Raw genomic sequence first — 18,206 nt, 5'->3', positions numbered from 1 at the left:
CACCGCCGCCGCACGGAGCAGCCAAGAAGGAGACAGCACATGCCGCAGACCGCTCTGCGCGAAGTGGAGCACGACATCACGATCTCGGCCCCGGCCGCCGACGTCTACCGGCTGCTTGCCGAGGTCGGAAACTGGCCGCAGATCTTCCCGCCCACCATCCACGTCGAACAGCTGGAAAGCACCGGGAACCAGGAGCGCATCCGGATCTGGGCCACCGCCGGCGACGAGGCCAAGAGCTGGACCTCGCGCCGCACGCTCGACCCCGTGGCCCGGCGCATCGACTTCCGCCAGGAGGTGTCCGCCCCTCCGGTGGCATCCATGGGCGGGGCGTGGATCATCGAGGAGCTCGCTCCCGAGAAGTCCCGGGTGCGGCTCCTGCACGACTACCGGGCCGTGGACGACGACCCCGAGGGCCTGGCGTGGATCGACCGCGCGGTCGACCGCAACTCGCACTCGGAACTGGCGGCGCTGCGCGTCAACATCGAGCAGGTGCACGCCCGCCGGGAGCTGACCTTCTCGTTCGAGGACAGTGTGCGCGTCGACGGTTCCGCCGAGGACGTCTACGCGTTCATCGACGAGGCCCAGCTCTGGTCCGAGCGGCTGCCGCACGTGGCGTCCGTACGCCTGGAGGAGGACACCCCCGGGCTGCAGACCCTGGAGATGGACACCCGCGCCAAGGACGGCTCCACGCACACGACCAGGTCGTACCGGGTCTGCCTCCCGCACCACAAGATCGCCTACAAGCAGACCACGCTGCCCGCGCTGATGACGCTGCACACCGGCCGCTGGACGTTCCACGAGGAGGCGGGCACCGTCATCGCCACCTCGCAGCACACGGTGACCGTCAACACCGACAACATCTCCGCCGTCCTCGGGCCGGACGCCGGAGTCGCGGAGGCCCGGGAGTACCTGCGCGGGGCGCTGGGCGCCAACAGCCGGGCCACCCTCGGCCACGCCAAGGACCACGCCGAACGGCGTCGCGGGCTATGACGGCACCGGGCATCGACACCCAGGTCGTCGTGGTGGGCGCGGGCCCCGTCGGGCTGATGCTCGCCGGCGAGCTGCGGCTCGGCGGGGCCGGTGTCACCGTGCTGGAACAGCTGGCCGCGCCGACCACGGAGTCCCGGGCGTCCACCCTCCACGCCCGCACCATGGAGATACTCGAACAGCGGGGCCTGGCCCACGAGTTGGGTGATGCGCCGAACGGCGGTCCCGGCCACTTCGGGGGCATCCCGCTGGACCTCACGCTGCCCGGCCCCTACCCGGGGCAGTGGAAGGTGCCCCAGGCCCGGACCGAGGACCTCCTCGCCGGATGGGCCACCGGGCTGGGCGCCGAGCTACGCCGCGGACACCGGGTCGTGGGCATCGCCGACCGTGGTGACCACGTCGAGGTGGAGGTGGAGGCGGCGACGCCGCCACCGGCGGGCGGTGGCCCGACGTCGCGCCGCCTCCGCGCGCAGTACGTCGTCGGGTGCGACGGCGAGGAGAGCACCGTCCGGCGGCTGGCCGGCTTCCCGTTCCCCGGGGAGGACGCGACCAAGGAGCTGCTGCGGGCCGACATCGCCGGAATCGACGTTCCCGACCGCCGTTTCGAACGGCACCCCCGCGGCCTGGCCATCGCCTCCCGCGGCCCCACGGGCATCACCCGGGTCATGGCCCACGGCTACGGCACCCCCGCCCGGCCCCGCACCGAGGCTCCCTCCTTCGAGGAGGTGGCCCGCCTGTGGGCGGACATCACCGGCGAGGACATCTCCGGCGGCACACCGGTGTGGCTGAACGCCTTCGGCAACGCGCGCCGGCAGGTCTCCCGGTACCGCTTGGGCCGCGTCCTGCTGGCCGGGGACGCTGCCCACCGGCAGATGCCCGTGGGCGGCCAGGCGCTCAACCTGGGCCTCCAGGACGCCGTCAACCTCGGCTGGAAGCTCGCCGCGCACCTGCGCGGCACCGGACCGCTCGACAGCTACCACGCCGAGCGCCACCCGGTGGGGCGGCGGGTACTGGGCAACATCGCCGCCCAGGCGCTGCTGCTCCTGGGCGGCCAGGACGTCGAGGAGCTGCGGTCGGTCTTCCGCCGGCTGGTCGGGCTGCCGGAAGCGCGCGCCCACCTGGCGGGCATGATCAGCGGACTGGACGTCCGCTACGACATGGCGGGTGGCGGCGAAGGCGAACACCCGCTGCTGGGCGCCCGGTTGCCCGCGTACCGGCTGCGCACGCCGGCCGGACCGGCCGGCACCCTCGGGTTGCTGCGGTCCGGCCGGGGCGTCCTGCTGGATCTCGGCGGAGACCCCGCGCTCGCCGCGGCCGCGCGGCGGTGGGCGGACGGCCGCGTGACCCACGTCCGGGCCGAGACCGAACCCGGCTTCCAGGGGCCGGAGTTCGGCGCGGCACTGGTCCGCCCGGACGGCCACCTCGCCTGGATCGACGGCACACCGGCCGACCTGGACGCGGCCCTGCGCCGCTGGTTCGGCGCGCCGGACCCGGGCACCGGCACGCCGGCACCACGACATCGGGCCTGAGCCGGTCCGCCCCTCGGGCGGCCGGACGGGACTTCCCCCGGGCCCCCACCACACCACACCCCTACAGGAGGACACCGTGACCAAGCTTGCGGGCAAGACGGCACTCGTGACCGGTTCGAGCCGGGGCATCGGGCGGGCGACCGCCGAGCGTCTGGCGCGTGAGGGCGCGCTCGTCGCCGTGCACTACGCCTCCCGGGCCGAGGCCGCCCAGGAGACCGTCGCCGCCATCGAGGCGGCCGGTGGCAAGGCGTTCGCCGTCCAGGCCGAACTGGGCGTTGCGGGCGATGTCGACACGCTGTTCGGGGCCCTGGAGAGCGGCCTGAAGGAACGTACCGGCGGCACCGCCCTGGACATCCTGGTCAACAACGCCGCGATCATGGGCGGGGTCGCCCCCGAAGAGGTCACCCCCGAACTCTTCGACCGGCTGGTCGCCATCAACGCCAAGGCGCCGTTCTTCATCCTGCAGCGTGCCCTCACCCTCATGCCCGACGGCGGCCGCGTCATCAACGTGTCCTCCGGGCTCACCCGCTTCGCCAACCCGCAGGAAGTGGCGTACTCGATGACCAAGGGGGCCGTCGAACAGCTCGCGCTGCACTTCGCCAAGCACCTCGGCCCGCGCGGCATCACCGTCAACAGCGTCGCCCCGGGCATCACCAACAACGGAAGCCCGGTGTTCGACATCCCGGAGGCCGTGGAGCAGATGGCCCAGATGTCCACCTTCGGCCGGGTGGCCGAGCCCAGGGACGTCGGCGACGTGGTGGCCTTCCTCGCCTCGGACGACGCCCGCTGGATCACCGGTGCCTTCATCGACGCCAGCGGTGGCACGTTGCTGGGCTGACGTCCGCCCCCCACGGCGCCCGCCCCGTGCGCCGCGCCCCCGACCGGCCCTGTCCCGACCGAACCCCTGGCGGTGCATCTCCATGGCGCAGGCTTCGGCCTCCTCCTCACCCTCGGCTCCGGCGACCCACGCGGGGCAGGGCCCCGTCCGCTGGCGGCCGGGCCAGTGGCTGCTGCTGAGCGTCCTCGCGGGCAACATGCTCATCGACTCGCTCGAAGTCTCGATCGTCCTCGTCACCCTGCCGACGATCGGCCACGCCTTCCACCTCTCAACGTGGTCCACACAGTGGGTGATGGGCGGTTTCCCGCTCGGCTTCGGCGCGGCGCTGATCCCCGGCGCCCGGCTGACCACCGCGCTGGGACGGCGACCGGTCTACCTCGCCGCGCTGCTCGTGCTCACCGCCGCCTCCCTGGCGGGCGGCCTGGCCACCGACCCGGTCGTGCTGACAGCCACCCGGGTCGTCAAGGGCGTGTGCGCCGCGCTCACCGCCCCCACCGGGATGGCCATCATCACCACCACCTTCCGCGAAGGCCCCGAGCGCAGCCGGGCGATCTCGGTCTACTCGTTCTTCGGAGCCTTCGGCTTCACGGCCGGACTCCTGCTCTCCGGCCTGCTGACACCGGCCGGCTGGCGCTGGGTCTTCCTCTTCCCGGCCCCCGTGGCGCTGCTCCTGCTCCTGCTCGGCGTGCGGTACATCCCCCGCGACGGCAGGCGCGTCCCGCCGCCCGCCGTGCCGCTGCGCCGGCTGCTGCGCAACGGGCGGCTGATGCGGTCGGCGTTCGGCGCGGCGGTGCTCAACGGCACGTTCCTGGGGCTGCTGTTCATCGTCACGTTCCGGCTTCAGACGGTGCGGGGCTGGACACCGTGGCAGACCGCGCTGGCCTTCCTGCCGGCCTGCGTTCCGCTCGCGGTCTCCGCGCTGCGCTCGGGGCCGCTGGTGCGGCGCTTCGGCACACCCCGGCTGATCGCGCTGGGCGCCGCAGCCGCGTGCGCCGGCGACGCGCTGGCGCTGCGCACGGCCGCCCTGGACGCGCCGTACCCGACCGGTCTGCTGCCCGTCACGGCGCTGGTCGGGGCGGGCTTCGTCTTCGCGTTCGTGGCCCTGAACACGCAGGCGAGCGGGAGCGTTCCGGCGGAGCAGCGGGGTACCGCCATCGTCCTGTACCAGACCGCCGTGCAGTTCGGCGCGGTGCTGATGCTGGGTTCGGTGTCGGCACTGCTGGCCGCCGGCCACCCCGGGCGGGCGGTCGGGGCCGACGCGCTTGACGCCGCGTACCGCCCGCCCCTGCTGCTGGTCGCCGCGGTCGCCGCCGCGGGCCTGCTGATCGCACTGGGCGGCCTCGTCGCGGCCGGCTCCCGCCGCCCACCACGCTGACCCGCACCGTTCCCGACCATGGAAGGCGCCCCTGTTGACCGCGCAACTGATCACCACGTCCAGGCTCCCCTCACTCACCGGACTGCGGTTCATCGCCGCTGCCATGGTGTTCGCCGTCCACGGGGCGAGCACCGGGGTCTTCAAGGACCAGGCCGTGGCAGCGGACTACTTCACGTTCTTCGGGAACGCGGGGGCCGTCGGCGTGTCGTTCTTCTTCCTCCTCAGCGGGTTCGTGCTCACCTGGTCCGCGCGGACCGGGGACACCGCCCGGCGGTTCTGGCGGCGCCGCTTCTTCAAGATCGTCCCCAACCACGTGGTGACCTTCGCCGCCGCCCTCGTGCTGATGTCCCTGGTCGGCGCGCAGATCGCGTTCCCGCAGACGCCGGCCAACCTGTTCCTGCTGCAGGCCTGGCTGCCGGACGTCTCCTATATGGAGACCGCCAACACGGTCAGCTGGTCCCTGTCCGTGGAGATGCTCTTCTACCTGGCGTTCCCGCTGCTGATCCGGCTGGTGAAAAAGGTCCGGCCGAACCGGCTGTGGTACGCGGCGGCGGGCGCCGCGGCGCTGGTCCTCGTCCTGCCGGTCCTCGCCCGGCACCTGCTGCCCAGCACCCCGCACTACTCCTTCCTGCCGGTGTCGTGGCCGCAGATCTGGTTCGTCTACGTCTTCCCGCTCAGCCGCCTGCTGGAGTTCCTGCTCGGGATGTTCATGGCCCGCATCCTGCTGACCGGCCGGTGGCCCGGGCTCGGCCTGCTGCCGGCCGGCCTGCTGGCCGTGGCCGCCTACCTGCTGCCGGTCTTCGTGACGCTCAACCAGCTCTACAACTACGCGGCCGTCACGGTCGTCCCGCTCGCGCTGCTCATCCCGGCCGCCGCCGCGGCGGACGTCAGGGGGCGCCGGACCTGGCTGAGCACCCGGACGTTCGTCTGGCTCGGTGAGATCTCCTTCGCCCTCTACCTCGTCCACTCCCTGGTGCTGACGTACGGACACCGGATCTTCGGCTCGCAGCCCAACATCTTCGGGCAGCCCGCCGGCCCGGCCTGGGGCACCCCGGCCGGCCTCGCCTTCCTCGCCGGCTGCTTCGCGGTGTCGCTGCTCCTGGCGTGGGGGCTGTACGCGCTCCTGGAGCGGCCCGCGATGCGCCGCTGGTCGCGGCCGGCCCGGGCCGCCTCGGGCCCCCGCGCCGGCGTGGCAGCGGACGCCTGACGCGCCCCTTCCCACCCTCGGTTCTCTTCCCGGTTCGCCTCACCCCAGAAGGAGTTCAACGCCATGTCCGAACAGCCCCTCCGCCTCGTCGTCATCACCGGCAGTGTCCGCGACGGCCGGTTCGGCCCCACCGTGACCGACTGGGTCACCGCCCAGACGGCACACCGCACCGACCTCGACGTGGACGTCATCGACCTCGCGGACGTCCCGCTGGGAACGGCGGGCCCCACCCGTGAGCCCTCGCCCGAGATGACCGCGGTCCTGGACACGATCCGCCCGCGCATCGCCGCGGCTGACGCCTTCGTCGTGGTGACGCCGGAGTACAACCACAGCTTCCCGGCCGTCCTGAAGAACGCCATCGACTGGCACCTGGTGGAGTGGCGAGCCAAGCCCGTCGGATTCGTCTGCTACGGGGGCTTCTCCGGCGGGCTGCGCGCCGTCGAGCAGCTCCGGCTGGTCTTCGCGGAGCTGCATGCCGTCGGTATCCGGGACACCGTCAGCTTCCACGGCGGTGCCGCCGCCTTCGACGAGAACGGCACGCCCCGGGACGCCGAGGGCGCCGCCGCGGCCGCCAAGACCCTGCTGGACCAGCTCACCTGGTGGGCGCTGGCCCTGCGCGAGGCCCGCGACAAGCGCCCGTACGGGGCCTGAGCACAGCCGACGGAACGGTAGCCGGAGCGCCGAGGGAGAGGACCGCACGACGATGAAGTACACGATGTTGGGAAAGACCGGGCTACGGGTGTCGGAACTGTGCCTGGGCGCCGGGACGTTCGGCGAGAGCGAGTGGGGGGCCGCCGCCCCGGTGGCGTCCCGGCTGGTCGACCAGTACGCCGAGGCCGGCGGCAACTTCGTCGACACCGCCAACGTCTACGGCGGCGGGCTGTCGGAGCGCTGCGTCGGCGAGGTGCTGTCAGGGCGGCGCGACCGCTTCGTCCTGGCGACGAAGTACAACGCGATGACCCGGCCGGGGGACGTCAACTCCGCGGGAAACCACCGGAAGAGCCTGGTCAGCTCGCTGGAGACCAGCCTGCGCCGGCTGCGCACCGACCGGATCGACCTGCTCTGGCTGCACGCCCGCGACCCCTTCACCCCGGTCGAGGAGGTCATGCGGGCGCTCGACGACCAGATCCGGGCCGGCAAGATCCTCTACGTCGGTGCCTCCAACTGGCCGGCCTGGGAGGTCTCACGGGCCAACATGCTCGCCGAGCTGCGCGGCTGGTCGGCCTTCGCCGGTATCCAGGTGCGCTACAACCTCCTGGAGCGCACCCCGGAACGCGACCTGCTTCCCATGGCCGGGGCGTGCGACGTCAGCGTGTTCGCCTGGGGCCCGCTGGCGGAGGGCCGGTTGACCGGCAAGTACCTCCGCAGCGAGAGCGGGCGCCTGAACGTGGAGAACTGGGCCGGCGACAGTGAACGGGACACCGCGGTCGTCCGCGAGGTCGTCAGGATCGCCGACGAGAGCGGCTGGACCCCGGCGCAGGTCGCCCTGGCCTGGCTGCGCGGCCGCCCCGCACAGCCGCTGCCCATCCTCGGCGCCACCCGGGAGTCCCAGCTCACGGACACCCTGGCCTGCCTCGACGTCCGTCTCGACGAGGCGCAGACCAGGCGGCTGGACGAGCTGAGCCAGGTGCCGATGGGCTTCCCGCACGAACTGATGCGGGTGCCCAAGTTCACCCGCAACGCCTTCTCGGACCGCTGGCAGGACCTGGAGCACCGCCGCCCCGCCGCCCGTACCGTCGCCGACTTCCTCGGATGACCGGGCGCGCCACGGGTGCCGACCCCCGCCCGGCACGTGGCGCCGGGCGCGGGGCGCGCTCCGCCGTGCGGGCTCCCAGGCCCCCGCACCGGCGCCTACCGTCGGCCGGCCGCGCGCCCCTCGCGAGGCCGGCGAGCAACTCCCTTTCCAAGGTGGCCGCATGAGAATCCTGATCACCGGCGGGGCCGGCTTCATAGGCTCGCACTTCGTCCGCTCCCTCCTCGACGACCGGTACGCCGGCTGGGAGGGGGCCAGGGTCACGGTCCTGGACAAGCTCACCTACGCGGGCAACCGGGCCAGCCTCCCCGCCTCGCACCCGCGGCTGACGTTCGTCCAGGGCGACGTGTGCGACAGCGCCCTGCTGCGCGAGGTGCTGCCCGGGCACGACGCGGTGATGCACTTCGCCGCCGAGTCGCACGTCGACCGCTCCATCACCGGAGCCGCCGAGTTCTTCCGCACCAATGTGCTGGGCACTCAAGCCCTGCTGGACGCGGTGCCGGCGACCGGCGTCGAGCGGGTGGTGCACGTCTCCACGGACGAGGTCTACGGCTCCATCGAGGAGGGCGCCTGGACCGAGGAACGGCCGCTGCTGCCCAACACCCCGTACGCCGCTTCCAAGGCGGGCTCCGACCTGGTCGCCCGCTCGTACTGGCGCACCCACGGCGTGGACGTCTCCGTCACCCGGTGTTCCAACAACTACGGGCCGTACCAGCACCCGGAGAAGCTCATCCCGCTGTTCATCACCAACCTGCTCGAGGGCAGGCCGGTCCCGCTGTACGGGGACGGCTGCAACGTCCGCGAGTGGATGCACGTCGACGACCACTGCCGGGCCCTCCACCTCGTCCTCAACAAGGGCCGGGCCGGCGAGGTCTACAACGTCGGCGGCGGCAGCGAGCGCACCAACCTCGCCGTCACCGAACGGCTCCTCGAACTGTGCGGCGCCGACACGTCGATGGTGCGCCGGGTCGCCGACCGCAAGGAGCACGACCTGCGCTACGCCCTCGACGAGACCAAGATCGGCGAGGAGCTGGGGTACACACCCCGGATTCCCTTCGACCAGGGCCTGGCCGACACGGTCGCCTGGTACCGGGACAACCCAGGCTGGTGGCGAGAGCTGCCGGCCACGAACGCGTAACCCGTCCGACCGTCAATCGCCCGTGCCACACGGAAAGGTGGCTCATGCTGCCACACACCAGTGCCACCCCCAACGACTCCAGGGCCCTGACGCCCCGTACGGACGCCGACACCGCACGGCGCATGGCCCGATCGGCCGCGGCGGCCGAGGGCGCCATGCTGCGCACCGGCGAGGTCCGGGCCTGGCTCGACGAGCGGGCCCGGGCCAACGTCTTCCAGGTCGACCGGGTGCCCTTCGACGCGCTGGACGGCTGGTCCTTCCAGGGCGGTACCGGCAACCTGGTCCACCGCAGCGGGAAGTTCTTCACCGTCGAGGGCCTGTCCGTCACCGCCGTGGACGGCGACCGGCGCCAGCAGTGGCAGCAGCCCATCATCAAGCAGGCCGAAGTGGGCATCCTCGGGCTGCTGGTCAAGGAGTTCGACGGCGTACCGCACTTCCTGATGCAGGCCAAGATGGAGCCGGGGAACCCCAACCTGCTCCAGCTGTCCCCGACCGTGCAGGCCACGCGGAGCAACTACACCGGAGTCCACCGCGGCGCCGCCGTGAAGTACATCGAGTACTTCACCCGGGCCGGCCGCGGCCGGGTCCTCGCCGACGTCCTGCAGTCCGAGCACGGCTCGTGGTTCCACCGCAAGAGCAACCGCAACATGATCGTCGAAGCGGTCGGCGAGGTGCCGCTGCTGGACGACTTCTGCTGGCTGACCCTGGGGCAGATCAACCAACTGTTGCACCAGGACAACGTGGTGAACATGGACTCGCGCACCGTGCTGTCCTGTGTCCCGCTCGCCGGCGGCACCGAGGCCCGTCTGTCCGACACCGCACTGCTGTCCTGGTTCTGCGGCGAGCGCTCGCGGCACACCGTCACCGCCGAGCGGGTGTCGCTGAACGGCATCACGCGCTGGAAGCGTGGCCCGGACGCCATCGAGCACGAGGAGGGCCGCTACTTCCGTGTGGTCGCAGTGGCCGTCCGGGCCGGCAACCGTGAGGTGACCGGCTGGACCCAACCACTGTTCGAGCCGGTCGGCCGGGGCGTGGCGGCCTTCCTGTGGCGCACCATCGGCGGGGTGCCGCACGTCCTGGCGCACGCCCGGGTCGAGGGCGGCTTCCTCGACACCGTCGAACTGGGGCCGACCGTTCAGTACACCCCGGAGAACTACCGGCACCTGCCGGCCGAGGACCGCCCGCCGTACCTCGACGCGGTGCTCAACGCCGACCCGTCGCAGATCCGGTACGAGGCCGTGCACTCCGAGGAGGGCGGCCGCTTCCTGAACGCCGAGAGCCGCTACCTGGTCATCGAGGCGGACGAGTCCCAGGCCCCCCTGGACCCGCCGCCCGGCTACCAGTGGGTCACCCCCGGCCAGCTGACCTCCCTGGTACGGCACGGGCACTACCTCAACGTCCAGGCCCGCACCCTGCTCGCATGTCTCAACGCGATGGGGGAGCAGGGCTGATGGAGCCGGTACGGATCGCCGTCATGGGCCTGGCCTCGATCGCCCTGCGACGCCTGCTGCCCGCCATGGCGGCCTGCCCCGACGCCGAGATCGTCGCGGTGGCGAGCCGCGACGCGGACCGTGCGCGGGAGGCGGCCCGCGCCTACGGGTGCCGGGCGGTGCACGGCTACGACCGGCTGCTCGACCGCGCGGACGTGGAGGCCGTCTACGTTCCACTGCCCTCGTCACTGCACGCGCGGTGGACCGAGGCCGCGTTGCGGGCGGGCAAACACGTCCTCGTCGAGAAGCCGCTCGCCGACGACGCCCAGCGCGCCGCCGCGCTGCTGGCGTCGGCCCGGTCGGCGGGCCTGGTGCTGCGCGAGAACGTGATGTTCGTGCACCACGGGCAGCATGCGGCCGTCCGCGGACTGGTCGAGGACGGTGCGATCGGCCAACTGCGCTCCTTCCAGGCGACGTTCACCATCCCACCGCTACCCGACGGCGACATCCGCTACGACCCGGACCTGGGCGGGGGAGCACTGGCGGACGTGGGGGTCTACCCCGTGCGGGCCGCCCAGCACTTCCTGGGGCCGGATCTCGCGGTGCGCGGTGCCGTGCTGACCGCGGGGCCCGGCCGTCGCGTGGAGACCTCCGGTGCGGCGCTGCTGACCGCGGACGGGGGCGTGACCGCCCAGCTGAGCTTCGGCATGGAGCACGCCTACCGGTCCACGTACGAACTGTGCGGCAGTGAGGGCCGGATTCGCATCGACCGTGCCTTCACCCCGCCCGCGGACCACGAACCGGTGGTGCGCCTGACACGCGCCTCGGGGACGGAGCGGTTCCGGCTGCCCGCCGAGGACCAGGTGGCGAGCGCCGTCGCGGCGTTCGCCGCCGCGGTGCGCGCCGGGGCGCCGGCCGACGACGCGCCGCTGTGGCAGGCGCGGCTGCTGGACGGCATCCGGCGGCGCGCCGCCGAGGAAGACACAGACCGAGCAGAAACCGCATCGAGGAGTGTGCGATGAGCGCGACCGTGAACTGGATTCCCGAGGGCATGGACCGTGAGGTTCCCAGCGCAGCCCGTGCCTACGACTACATAGCGGGCGGCACCCACCACTTCGAGGCCGACCGGAAGCTGGGGGACCAGGTGCTCTCGGTACTGCCGGCCAGGGACATGTCCCGCCACAACCGGCAGTACCTCCAGCGTGTGGTGCGCTTCATGGCCGGCCGGGGCATCCGGCAGTTCATCGACCTGGGTTCCGGGCTGCCGGTGAGGGGCAACGTCCACGAGACCGCCCAGCAGGCCGCCCCCGAGTGCCGGGTGGTCTACGTCGACAACGAGCGGGCCACCATCGAGCACAGCGAGCTGATGCTACGCGGCGACGAGCGCACCGCCATGGTGGGCGAGGACCTGCGTGACCCGGATGCCGTCCTGAACGCCGAGGCCACCCGCCGCCTGATCGACTTCTCGCGGCCGGTCGGCTTCCTGATGCTGGGCGTGACCCAGTTCCTGCACGACGAGGACGACCCGTGGGCCATCACCGCGGCCTACCGCCGGGCGCTGCCCTCCGGCAGCTATCTCGCGCTGTCCTGCTTCACCTGGGACAACGACCGCGAGACGATGCGGAACACGGTCGAGATGTTCCGGCGGAGCGGCCGCACGCCGATCGTGCCGCGCACCGGCGAGGAGGTCCGCAGGCTGCTCGGCGACTTCGAACTGCTCGACCCCGGGCTGGTGTTCACGCCCCAGTGGTGCCCGGACGGTGCCTCCGGCGCCGCCGAGGAGCGCTCCAACCTGTACGCGGCCGTCGCGCGTAAGCCCTGAGCGGGGCGGCGGCGCCCACCGGGCCGGCGCGCCGCCCTTCCGGCGCGTCAGGCCTCTTCGGGGTACGCCGCCGCCATCATCTCCATGGTGATCTCCAGCAGCGCCGACCGCTTCTCCTGGGCGTCCCCGGGGATGCTGGGCAGGGCGAAGGTCCCGAAGTGCAGGGTCAGCAGGGCACTCATACAGCGCAGTTGGCCGGTGAGCGAGGTGTCCGAGTCGGTGAGCATCTCGCCGATGGTGGTCATCTGCTGCCCGAACTCCTTGCCGACCTTGAGGTCGCGCAGGGTCGCCTCGTTCTCCCGCAGGAAGCGGACGAGCGGGACGGAGGCTTCGAGTGCGGCGCTGTAGCGGCGCAGGATCTCCTGCTTGGTCTCGAGGCTCCGTGGCTGCTGGCGCCCCCAGGAGATGATGTCGTCGACGGGGCGGCTCAGGTCCTGGAAGATGCTGAGGAGAATGTCCTCCTTCGACTTGAAGTGGTAATAGATCGCGGGTTTGCTGACCTCCAGGATTTCGGCGATCTCACGCAGTGAGGTCTTCTCGTAGCCGTTTCGGACAAAAAGCTCCAGGGCCACGTCCTGGATGCGCCTGCGGGTGTCCCCCCGCTCCTTCTTCGTACCCTTTCCGGCCACGCTCTCTCCCTCGGTCCGTCCTCACCCGGCTGGGGCCGGAACGCCCACTTACCGGTCGACAGGCAAGTATCCGCCGCCCAGTGTACGTGTGCGCGTCGCGCATCGCCCGCGCGTCCCTCCGACCCCGGGGCACGCCGCCCGCAAGCGCCCCGGCGCGGGCATCGGCTTCGGCACCGCCGCCGAACAGGACGACACCGGGCCGGCGCACCCGTCACGCACACCTCCGAACCGAAAGGACCAACGTGCCTATGTCCTCCCAGCCGTGGAACTTCCATCCGGATCAGTTCTGGATGCGCGGTGAACGCCCCCCGGCCCCCGTCGCGTACGACGAGGCCAAGCAGCTGTGGAACGTCTACGGCTACGCGGAGGCGCTCCAGGTGCTCAACGACCCGGAGACCTTCTCCTCCGACCTCAGCATGCTGGCGCCGGAAGGGCAACGGCAGATCTTCCCCGGCAACCTCACGACGATGGACGCGCCCGAGCACACCAAGATGCGCAAGATCGTCAGTGGGGTGTTCACCCGCGGTGTGGTCGCCGGCCTCGAACCCCGTATCAAGGAGATCACCCACGAACTGCTCGACGCGGTCGAGCCGGGCGACTCGTTCGACCTCGTGGAGGTGCTGGCGTACCCGTTGCCCGTCATCGTCATCGCCGAACTGCTCGGGGTTCCCAGCAGCGACCGCCCGCTGTTCAAGGAGTGGACCGGCAAGCTGCTGGAGAGCAACCAGGCGTTCTCCACCGGCGAGGACACCCCGGAGCTGCAGCGGCAGCGCGAGGAGACCCTCGCCCAGATCAGGAACTTCTCCGACTACCTGCTCGGCCATGTCGAACAGCGCCGCGCCGCCCCGCGCGACGACCTGCTGACCAGGCTCGTCCAGGCCGAGGTGGACGGCGAGCGGCTGTCCTCGGCCGAGGTGGGCAACTTCTCCCTGGTCCTGCTGGTGGCGGGGCACATCACCACGACGATGCTGCTCGGCAACACGATCCTGTGCCTGGACGCCCACCCTTCGGCCATGGCGGCCGTACGCCGGGACCGCGCCCGCATCCCCACCGCGATCGAGGAGTCGCTGCGGCTGTTCAGCCCGCTGTCCACGCTGCGCCGGGTGACCACTACGGCGGCGCAGATCGGCGACGCCGAGATCCCGCCGCGGTCGGTGGTCATGACATGGACGGCCGCCGCGGCCCGCGACGAGCGCCAGTTCCGCGACCCGCACACCTTCGACCTCGACCGGGAGAACATCCAGCACCTCTCGTTCGGCAGAGGCGCGCACTTCTGCATGGGTGCGCCGCTGGCCCGCCTTGAAGGCATGCTCGCCCTGAACATCCTCTTCGACCGCTTCCCGGCGCTGCGCCGCGACCCGGCGCGGGACCCGGAGTTCATGCCGGGGGCCGATGTGACGGGCGTGGAGAGGCTGCACCTGCTCACCTGAGCGTCCGGCTCTCCCGAGCGTTCGCGAGCGGGCGCCGCGCGCCGCCCCGGGCGGCCCCCCGCGCCGTCCCCACCGGCACGGCGCCATGCCCTGACCACCCGAAGTCCGCGCGTCGCCCGTCCGGGCGACGGAGGAGACCGGAACACCCATGAGGCTGCTGTTCGTCGCGGGCCCGGCCCCGTCCGACATCTACGCCGTCGCCCCCCTCGCCACCGCCGCGCGCGCCGCCGGGCACCAGGTGCTGATGTCCACGCCGAAGGAACTGACCCCGGTGGTCACCGGCGTCGGCCTGCCGACCGTCGCCACGACCACCACTCCGATCCCCGACATCAGGGCCACCCGCCGCTCCGGCGAGCGTGAGGTGGTCCCTGATGACGTGGACCACCCCGAGTTCATCCAGTACACCGGCCGCTGGTTCGGGCGGCTGGCCGCCGAAACCCTCGTCCGGCTGCGCGAGGTGGCGGCGGCCTGGCGGCCGTACGTGGTGGTCACCGGCCCGCACGCGTACGCGGGGGCGCTCCTCGCCCACGAGCTGTCCGTACCGTGGATTCGGCACACCTGGACCGTGCTGGACACCGTGGGCATCCACGTCGGCAGCGAGGGTGAACTGGCGCCGGAGCTGGCCGAACTGGGCCTCGACCGGATTCCCGGACCGGACCTGCTGATCGACAACTGTCCGCCCGGCATCCGCCCGGCGGACGCTTCCCCCGCGCAGCAGATCCGCTATGTTCCCGTCAATGCCCGGCGCCCGGCCGAGCCGTGGATGTACACCCGCGGCGAGCGCCGACGGGTGTGCGTCACCGGCGGGTGCATGGCCGCCCTCGATGACGGCTTCGAGCTGATCCGCGGCGTGGTGCGGCAGCTGGCCGAGTGGGACGCCGAGGTCGTCATTCCGGCGCCGCGGAAGGTCGCTCACGCGCTGCGCGCCGAGTTCGGCGACATCCGCGCGGGCTGGATTCCGCTGGACGTACTGATGCCGACCTGCGACCTGATCGTGCACGACGCCGGTGGTGTGCCCGGCCTGACCGGACTGACGGCCGCGCTCTCGGGCGTCCCGCAGCTGCTGATGCCGCAGGAGAAGAAGGTGCACACGGCCGCCCGGCTCGTCGCCGAGTACGGCGCCGCGGTCACCCTGCTTCCGGACGAGGTGAGCACCGACAGCGTCGGCAAGGGCATCCGCGAGCTGCTCTCCGCCCCGTCCTACGCCGACCGGGCCCAGGCACTGGCCCAGGAGATCGCCCGGATGCCGTCACCCGCCGAGGCCCTGGGCACCGTCGAGCACCTGGCACGGCGCTGAACCGCGCGGACGCCATCCGCTGACCCGCCGTGGCTCGCTCACGTGCGAGGAAGAGTCGGCGATCGAACCGGTAACTGCAGACAGGAAGTTGACGTCACCTCATCGGAAGCCGCAGGCACAGCCGCAGCCGCAGCCGCAGCCGCAGCCGCAGCCGCAGGCACAGGCACAGGCACAGGTACAGCCACAGAAACCGACACCGACACAGGCACTGCACAGACACCGACGGAGACAGGCATATGAAGGGCATCATTCTCGCTGGTGGTAGCGGCACCCGGCTCAGGCCGCTGACCGGAGTGGTCTCGAAGCAGATCCTCCCGGTCTACAACAAGCCGATGATCTACTACCCCCTGTCCGTCCTCATGCTCGCCGGCATCCGGGACATCCTGGTGATCTCCTCGCCGGCTCATATCGATATGTTCCGCGACCTGCTCGGCGACGGCTCCCGGCTCGGCATCCGGCTGGAGTACGCCGAGCAGAAGGAACCCAACGGCATCGCCGAGGCGTTCATCATCGGCGCCGACCACATCGGCGACGACGACGTGGCGCTGATCCTCGGTGACAACGTCTTCCACGGTCACGCCTTCTCCGAGCTGCTGCGCACCGCCGCCGCCCGCCTCGACGGCTGCGCGCTCTTCGGCTACCCGGTCAACGACCCCTGGCGGTACGGCGTCGCCGAACTGGACGCCGGCCGACGGCTGACGGCCCTGACGGAGAAGCCCACCGACCCGGTCTCCAACATCGCGGTGACCGGCCTGTACATGTACAGCAACGATGTGGTCCGGATGGCCCAGGAACTGGTCCCCTCCGACCGCGGCGAAATGGAGATCACCGATCTGAACAAGGCGTACCTGGCACAGGGCCGGGCCCATCTGGCCGAGCTGGGCCGCGGGTTCGTCTGGCTCGACATGGGCACCCACGACTCCCTGCTGGAGGCCGGCCACTATGTCCAGATCCTCGAACAACGCCAGGGCATACGCATCGGCTGCGTCGAGGAGACCGCCTACCGGATGGGCTACATCAGCGCGGAGCAGTGCCGCCGGCTCGGTACCGAGCAGTCCAGCACCGAATACGGGTCCTACCTGGTCGGCCTCGTCGAGGGGGACGGGGTGTACGAGGCGCGGGCCCGCCGGGCCGCGCCGGCCGGCTGAGCCCGGGCCCCGGCCCCGGTACCCCTTCTTCTCCTCGCCCACCCACCTCCGGAGGACCCATGCAGGACCCCGCACCGTCCGGGCACCCGACCGCGGTCGTGCTGGGAGGCACCGGCTGCGTCGGACGGCACGTCTGTACCGCCTTCGCCCGGCACGGCTACCGCGTCGTCGTCGTGGCCCGCCGGCCCGCCCCGCACGTGGCGGAGCACATGTTCCGTCCCCTGAACCTGCTCACGGCGTCCGCCGCCGAGCTGGACGCGCTGTTCCGGGACGCGGACGTACGCGCGAGCGTCGTGGTCAACGCCACCGACATGGCGGGTGCCACCGACCTGACCAGCGCCGCGGACGGCGGCGCTGGTCGCGCGGCCGAACTGCTGGCCGCCAACGAGGGACTGGCCCGTACGCTGGTCGCGGCCCTGGAGGGCAACCCGGGGCGGCCCCGGCTGGTCCACATCGGCACCATCCACGAATACGGGCCCGGCCAGGCAGGGGTCCCGTTCCACGAGGAGATCGAGCCGCGGCCCGCGAACGCCTATGCGGACGCCAAGCTGGCCGCGTCCAGGACCATCCTCGACGCGGCCCGCGCGGGCCGCGTCGACGGCGTCGCGCTCCGGCTCGTCAACACCTGCGGCCCCTACCCGACCCCGGCGGGTTTCCCGGGCAAGCTCCTCCCCAGGCTGCGCGCCGCGCGGCAGGACGCCGAACTCTCCGTGCGCGTCGTCGACGCACGGCGCGACTGGATCGATGTGCGCGACGTCGCCGAAGCGTGCGTGCTGGCCGCCGAACGTCCGGTCAGCGGAAGGGTGTTCAACATCGGCAGCGGGATCGCGGTGCCGATGCGGGAACTGGTCGCCCACTGCCTCTCCGCCGCCGGCCTGCCGGATTCCGGCGTCACGGAGGAGGACCGCCCGGGGCGCGGCGGCGTGCGCGGCCTGGGCGCCGACTGGATTCAGGCCGACATCCGACTGGCCCGCGACCTGCTGGGCTTTGCCCCGCGCTTCGGACTCAGGCAGTCACTGCAGGACATGTGGGATGCGGGCGCCACCAGCCGCTGATCCGCCCCGGCACCGCGAGTTCGGCCGCTGCAGGGCTGTGACCGGTGTCACTATTTATGGTTCCTTGGCATTCCCCTTGGATTCCTCTGTGATTGCTGACCTGCTCCTGGTTGTCTTTATGAAATTCACGCACTGACGTGGTTGCTTTCTGTTGCCGGAGCGAAGAAACTCGTCATTACCTTCCGCTGCAGTGTCTCGGTCGGCCATCACAGTCTTTCGGTACTGCCATTCCGGCATCAGGCCGTGGCGGGGGCGGGATTCGTCCTTGCCGTCGCGGTGCTGAACGTGAAGGCAGGCAGCGCGCTCCCGTCCGCTGGCCGACGAGCGGCAGCAGTGCCCTGTACCGGACCGCCCTACAGCTCGGCGCCGTGATCAGGCTGACGCTGGTGTCTGCCCCGCTCCCGTCGGGACTTCTTCTTCATGAGGCGGATGTGGATATCGACGCGGCGCACGTGCGGCGGGCGAATGCCGGAAAGGCTGATCGATTCGCTCATTCGAAAGGAGTTCGCGTGCGGGTTCTGTTTACCGTGTCCAACTGGCCTGGGCACTGGGCCTCTATGGTGCCCCT

Annotated in this window: 17 protein-coding genes; 15 read left to right on the top strand and 2 right to left on the bottom strand. The window is 71.7% G+C overall.

Annotated elements, in window-relative coordinates; genetic code table 11:
• Positions 1-39: 39 nt before the first annotated feature.
• The 11 genes from ACGFN2_RS08865 (at position 40) to ACGFN2_RS08815 (ending at position 12,079) form a co-directional block, all read left to right on the top strand.
• Positions 40-990 carry an aromatase/cyclase gene (locus ACGFN2_RS08865; RefSeq protein ID WP_393358663.1) on the top strand — a complete coding sequence of 317 codons (951 nt, stop codon included), beginning with the start codon at positions 40-42 and terminating at the stop codon, positions 988-990.
• Complete coding sequence (locus ACGFN2_RS08860; RefSeq protein WP_393358661.1) at positions 987-2,516, top strand: FAD-dependent monooxygenase; 1,530 nt, start codon at positions 987-989, stop codon at positions 2,514-2,516. The genes ACGFN2_RS08865 and ACGFN2_RS08860 overlap by 4 nt, the downstream gene beginning before the upstream one ends.
• Positions 2,517-2,592: 76 nt before the next feature.
• Positions 2,593-3,354 carry an SDR family oxidoreductase gene (locus tag ACGFN2_RS08855; protein ID WP_393358659.1) on the top strand — a complete coding sequence of 254 codons (762 nt, stop codon included), beginning with the start codon at positions 2,593-2,595 and terminating at the stop codon, positions 3,352-3,354.
• 82 nt (positions 3,355-3,436) lie between these two features.
• The gene (locus ACGFN2_RS08850) at positions 3,437-4,729 is read left to right on the top strand and encodes an MFS transporter (RefSeq protein WP_393358657.1); all 1,293 of its coding nucleotides are present in this window, start codon (positions 3,437-3,439) and stop codon (positions 4,727-4,729) included.
• A 34-nt stretch (positions 4,730-4,763) separates the two neighbouring features.
• Entirely contained in the window at positions 4,764-5,936 is a 1,173-nt protein-coding gene (locus ACGFN2_RS08845; protein ID WP_393358655.1) for an acyltransferase family protein, read from the top strand.
• 63 nt (positions 5,937-5,999) lie between these two features.
• Positions 6,000-6,587 carry an NADPH-dependent FMN reductase gene (locus ACGFN2_RS08840; protein WP_393358653.1) on the top strand — a complete coding sequence of 196 codons (588 nt, stop codon included), beginning with the start codon at positions 6,000-6,002 and terminating at the stop codon, positions 6,585-6,587.
• 52 nt (positions 6,588-6,639) lie between these two features.
• Entirely contained in the window at positions 6,640-7,692 is a 1,053-nt protein-coding gene (locus ACGFN2_RS08835) for an aldo/keto reductase (protein WP_393358651.1), read from the top strand.
• 160 nt (positions 7,693-7,852) lie between these two features.
• Positions 7,853-8,827, top strand: a complete 975-nt coding sequence (rfbB, locus tag ACGFN2_RS08830; protein WP_393358649.1) for a dTDP-glucose 4,6-dehydratase — start codon at positions 7,853-7,855, stop codon at positions 8,825-8,827.
• Positions 8,828-8,871: 44 nt separating this feature from the next.
• Positions 8,872-10,278, top strand: coding sequence for an NDP-hexose 2,3-dehydratase family protein (locus tag ACGFN2_RS08825; RefSeq protein WP_393358647.1), 1,407 nt, complete (start codon positions 8,872-8,874; stop codon positions 10,276-10,278).
• Positions 10,248-11,279 carry a Gfo/Idh/MocA family protein gene (locus ACGFN2_RS08820; RefSeq protein WP_393358645.1) on the top strand — a complete coding sequence of 344 codons (1,032 nt, stop codon included), beginning with the start codon at positions 10,248-10,250 and terminating at the stop codon, positions 11,277-11,279. The genes ACGFN2_RS08825 and ACGFN2_RS08820 overlap by 31 nt, the downstream gene beginning before the upstream one ends.
• Positions 11,276-12,079, top strand: coding sequence for an SAM-dependent methyltransferase (locus tag ACGFN2_RS08815; RefSeq protein ID WP_393358642.1), 804 nt, complete (start codon positions 11,276-11,278; stop codon positions 12,077-12,079). The genes ACGFN2_RS08820 and ACGFN2_RS08815 overlap by 4 nt, the downstream gene beginning before the upstream one ends.
• A gap of 47 nt (positions 12,080-12,126) precedes the next feature.
• On the opposite strand, the gene ACGFN2_RS08810 is transcribed toward ACGFN2_RS08815, so the two are convergent.
• The gene (locus tag ACGFN2_RS08810; protein WP_393358640.1) at positions 12,127-12,708 is read right to left on the bottom strand and encodes a TetR/AcrR family transcriptional regulator; all 582 of its coding nucleotides are present in this window, start codon (positions 12,706-12,708) and stop codon (positions 12,127-12,129) included.
• 248 nt (positions 12,709-12,956) lie between these two features.
• Between ACGFN2_RS08810 and ACGFN2_RS08805 the strand changes: the two genes are divergently transcribed.
• The 4 genes from ACGFN2_RS08805 to ACGFN2_RS08790 all read left to right on the top strand — a co-directional run bounded on the left by ACGFN2_RS08805 (position 12,957) and on the right by ACGFN2_RS08790 (position 17,638).
• Entirely contained in the window at positions 12,957-14,138 is a 1,182-nt protein-coding gene (locus ACGFN2_RS08805) for a cytochrome P450 (protein ID WP_393358638.1), read from the top strand.
• 148 nt (positions 14,139-14,286) lie between these two features.
• The gene (locus tag ACGFN2_RS08800; RefSeq protein ID WP_393358636.1) at positions 14,287-15,435 is read left to right on the top strand and encodes a glycosyltransferase; all 1,149 of its coding nucleotides are present in this window, start codon (positions 14,287-14,289) and stop codon (positions 15,433-15,435) included.
• Between the two features lie 236 nt (positions 15,436-15,671).
• Positions 15,672-16,583 carry a glucose-1-phosphate thymidylyltransferase RfbA gene (gene rfbA / locus ACGFN2_RS08795; protein WP_393358634.1) on the top strand — a complete coding sequence of 304 codons (912 nt, stop codon included), beginning with the start codon at positions 15,672-15,674 and terminating at the stop codon, positions 16,581-16,583.
• A 59-nt stretch (positions 16,584-16,642) separates the two neighbouring features.
• Positions 16,643-17,638, top strand: a complete 996-nt coding sequence (locus tag ACGFN2_RS08790) for an NAD-dependent epimerase/dehydratase family protein (RefSeq protein ID WP_393358632.1) — start codon at positions 16,643-16,645, stop codon at positions 17,636-17,638.
• Positions 17,639-17,991: 353 nt separating this feature from the next.
• Here ACGFN2_RS08790 and ACGFN2_RS08785 read toward each other — a convergent pair whose 3' ends face one another.
• Positions 17,992-18,132: a hypothetical protein gene (locus ACGFN2_RS08785; protein WP_393358630.1), complete on the bottom strand. Its 141-nt coding sequence runs from the start codon at positions 18,130-18,132 to the stop codon at positions 17,992-17,994.
• Between the last annotated feature and the right edge of the window lie 74 nt (positions 18,133-18,206).

This window comes from Streptomyces sp. NPDC048612 (assembly GCF_043199295.1).
Taxonomy (GTDB): Bacteria; Actinomycetota; Actinomycetes; order Streptomycetales; family Streptomycetaceae; genus Streptomyces.
Note: the sequence above shows the minus strand (reverse complement) of the source record. Positions and strands in the feature narration are given on the sequence as shown.

Bases quoted from the DNA above. Each gene is read 5' to 3' on its own strand.
- ACGFN2_RS08865 (WP_393358663.1), top strand. From the start codon at position 40: ATGCCGCAGACCGCTCTGCGCGAAGTGGAGCACGACATCACGATCTCG.
- ACGFN2_RS08860 (WP_393358661.1), top strand. From the start codon at position 987: ATGACGGCACCGGGCATCGACACCCAGGTCGTCGTGGTGGGCGCGGGC.
- ACGFN2_RS08850 (WP_393358657.1), top strand. From the start codon at position 3,437: ATGGCGCAGGCTTCGGCCTCCTCCTCACCCTCGGCTCCGGCGACCCAC.
- ACGFN2_RS08840 (WP_393358653.1), top strand. From the start codon at position 6,000: ATGTCCGAACAGCCCCTCCGCCTCGTCGTCATCACCGGCAGTGTCCGC.
- ACGFN2_RS08835 (WP_393358651.1), top strand. From the start codon at position 6,640: ATGAAGTACACGATGTTGGGAAAGACCGGGCTACGGGTGTCGGAACTG.
- rfbB (WP_393358649.1), top strand. From the start codon at position 7,853: ATGAGAATCCTGATCACCGGCGGGGCCGGCTTCATAGGCTCGCACTTC.
- ACGFN2_RS08825 (WP_393358647.1), top strand. From the start codon at position 8,872: ATGCTGCCACACACCAGTGCCACCCCCAACGACTCCAGGGCCCTGACG.
- ACGFN2_RS08820 (WP_393358645.1), top strand. From the start codon at position 10,248: ATGTCTCAACGCGATGGGGGAGCAGGGCTGATGGAGCCGGTACGGATC.
- ACGFN2_RS08815 (WP_393358642.1), top strand. From the start codon at position 11,276: ATGAGCGCGACCGTGAACTGGATTCCCGAGGGCATGGACCGTGAGGTT.
- ACGFN2_RS08805 (WP_393358638.1), top strand. From the start codon at position 12,957: ATGTCCTCCCAGCCGTGGAACTTCCATCCGGATCAGTTCTGGATGCGC.
- ACGFN2_RS08800 (WP_393358636.1), top strand. From the start codon at position 14,287: ATGAGGCTGCTGTTCGTCGCGGGCCCGGCCCCGTCCGACATCTACGCC.
- rfbA (WP_393358634.1), top strand. From the start codon at position 15,672: ATGAAGGGCATCATTCTCGCTGGTGGTAGCGGCACCCGGCTCAGGCCG.
- ACGFN2_RS08790 (WP_393358632.1), top strand. From the start codon at position 16,643: ATGCAGGACCCCGCACCGTCCGGGCACCCGACCGCGGTCGTGCTGGGA.
- ACGFN2_RS08785 (WP_393358630.1), bottom strand. From the start codon at position 18,132: ATGAGCGAATCGATCAGCCTTTCCGGCATTCGCCCGCCGCACGTGCGC.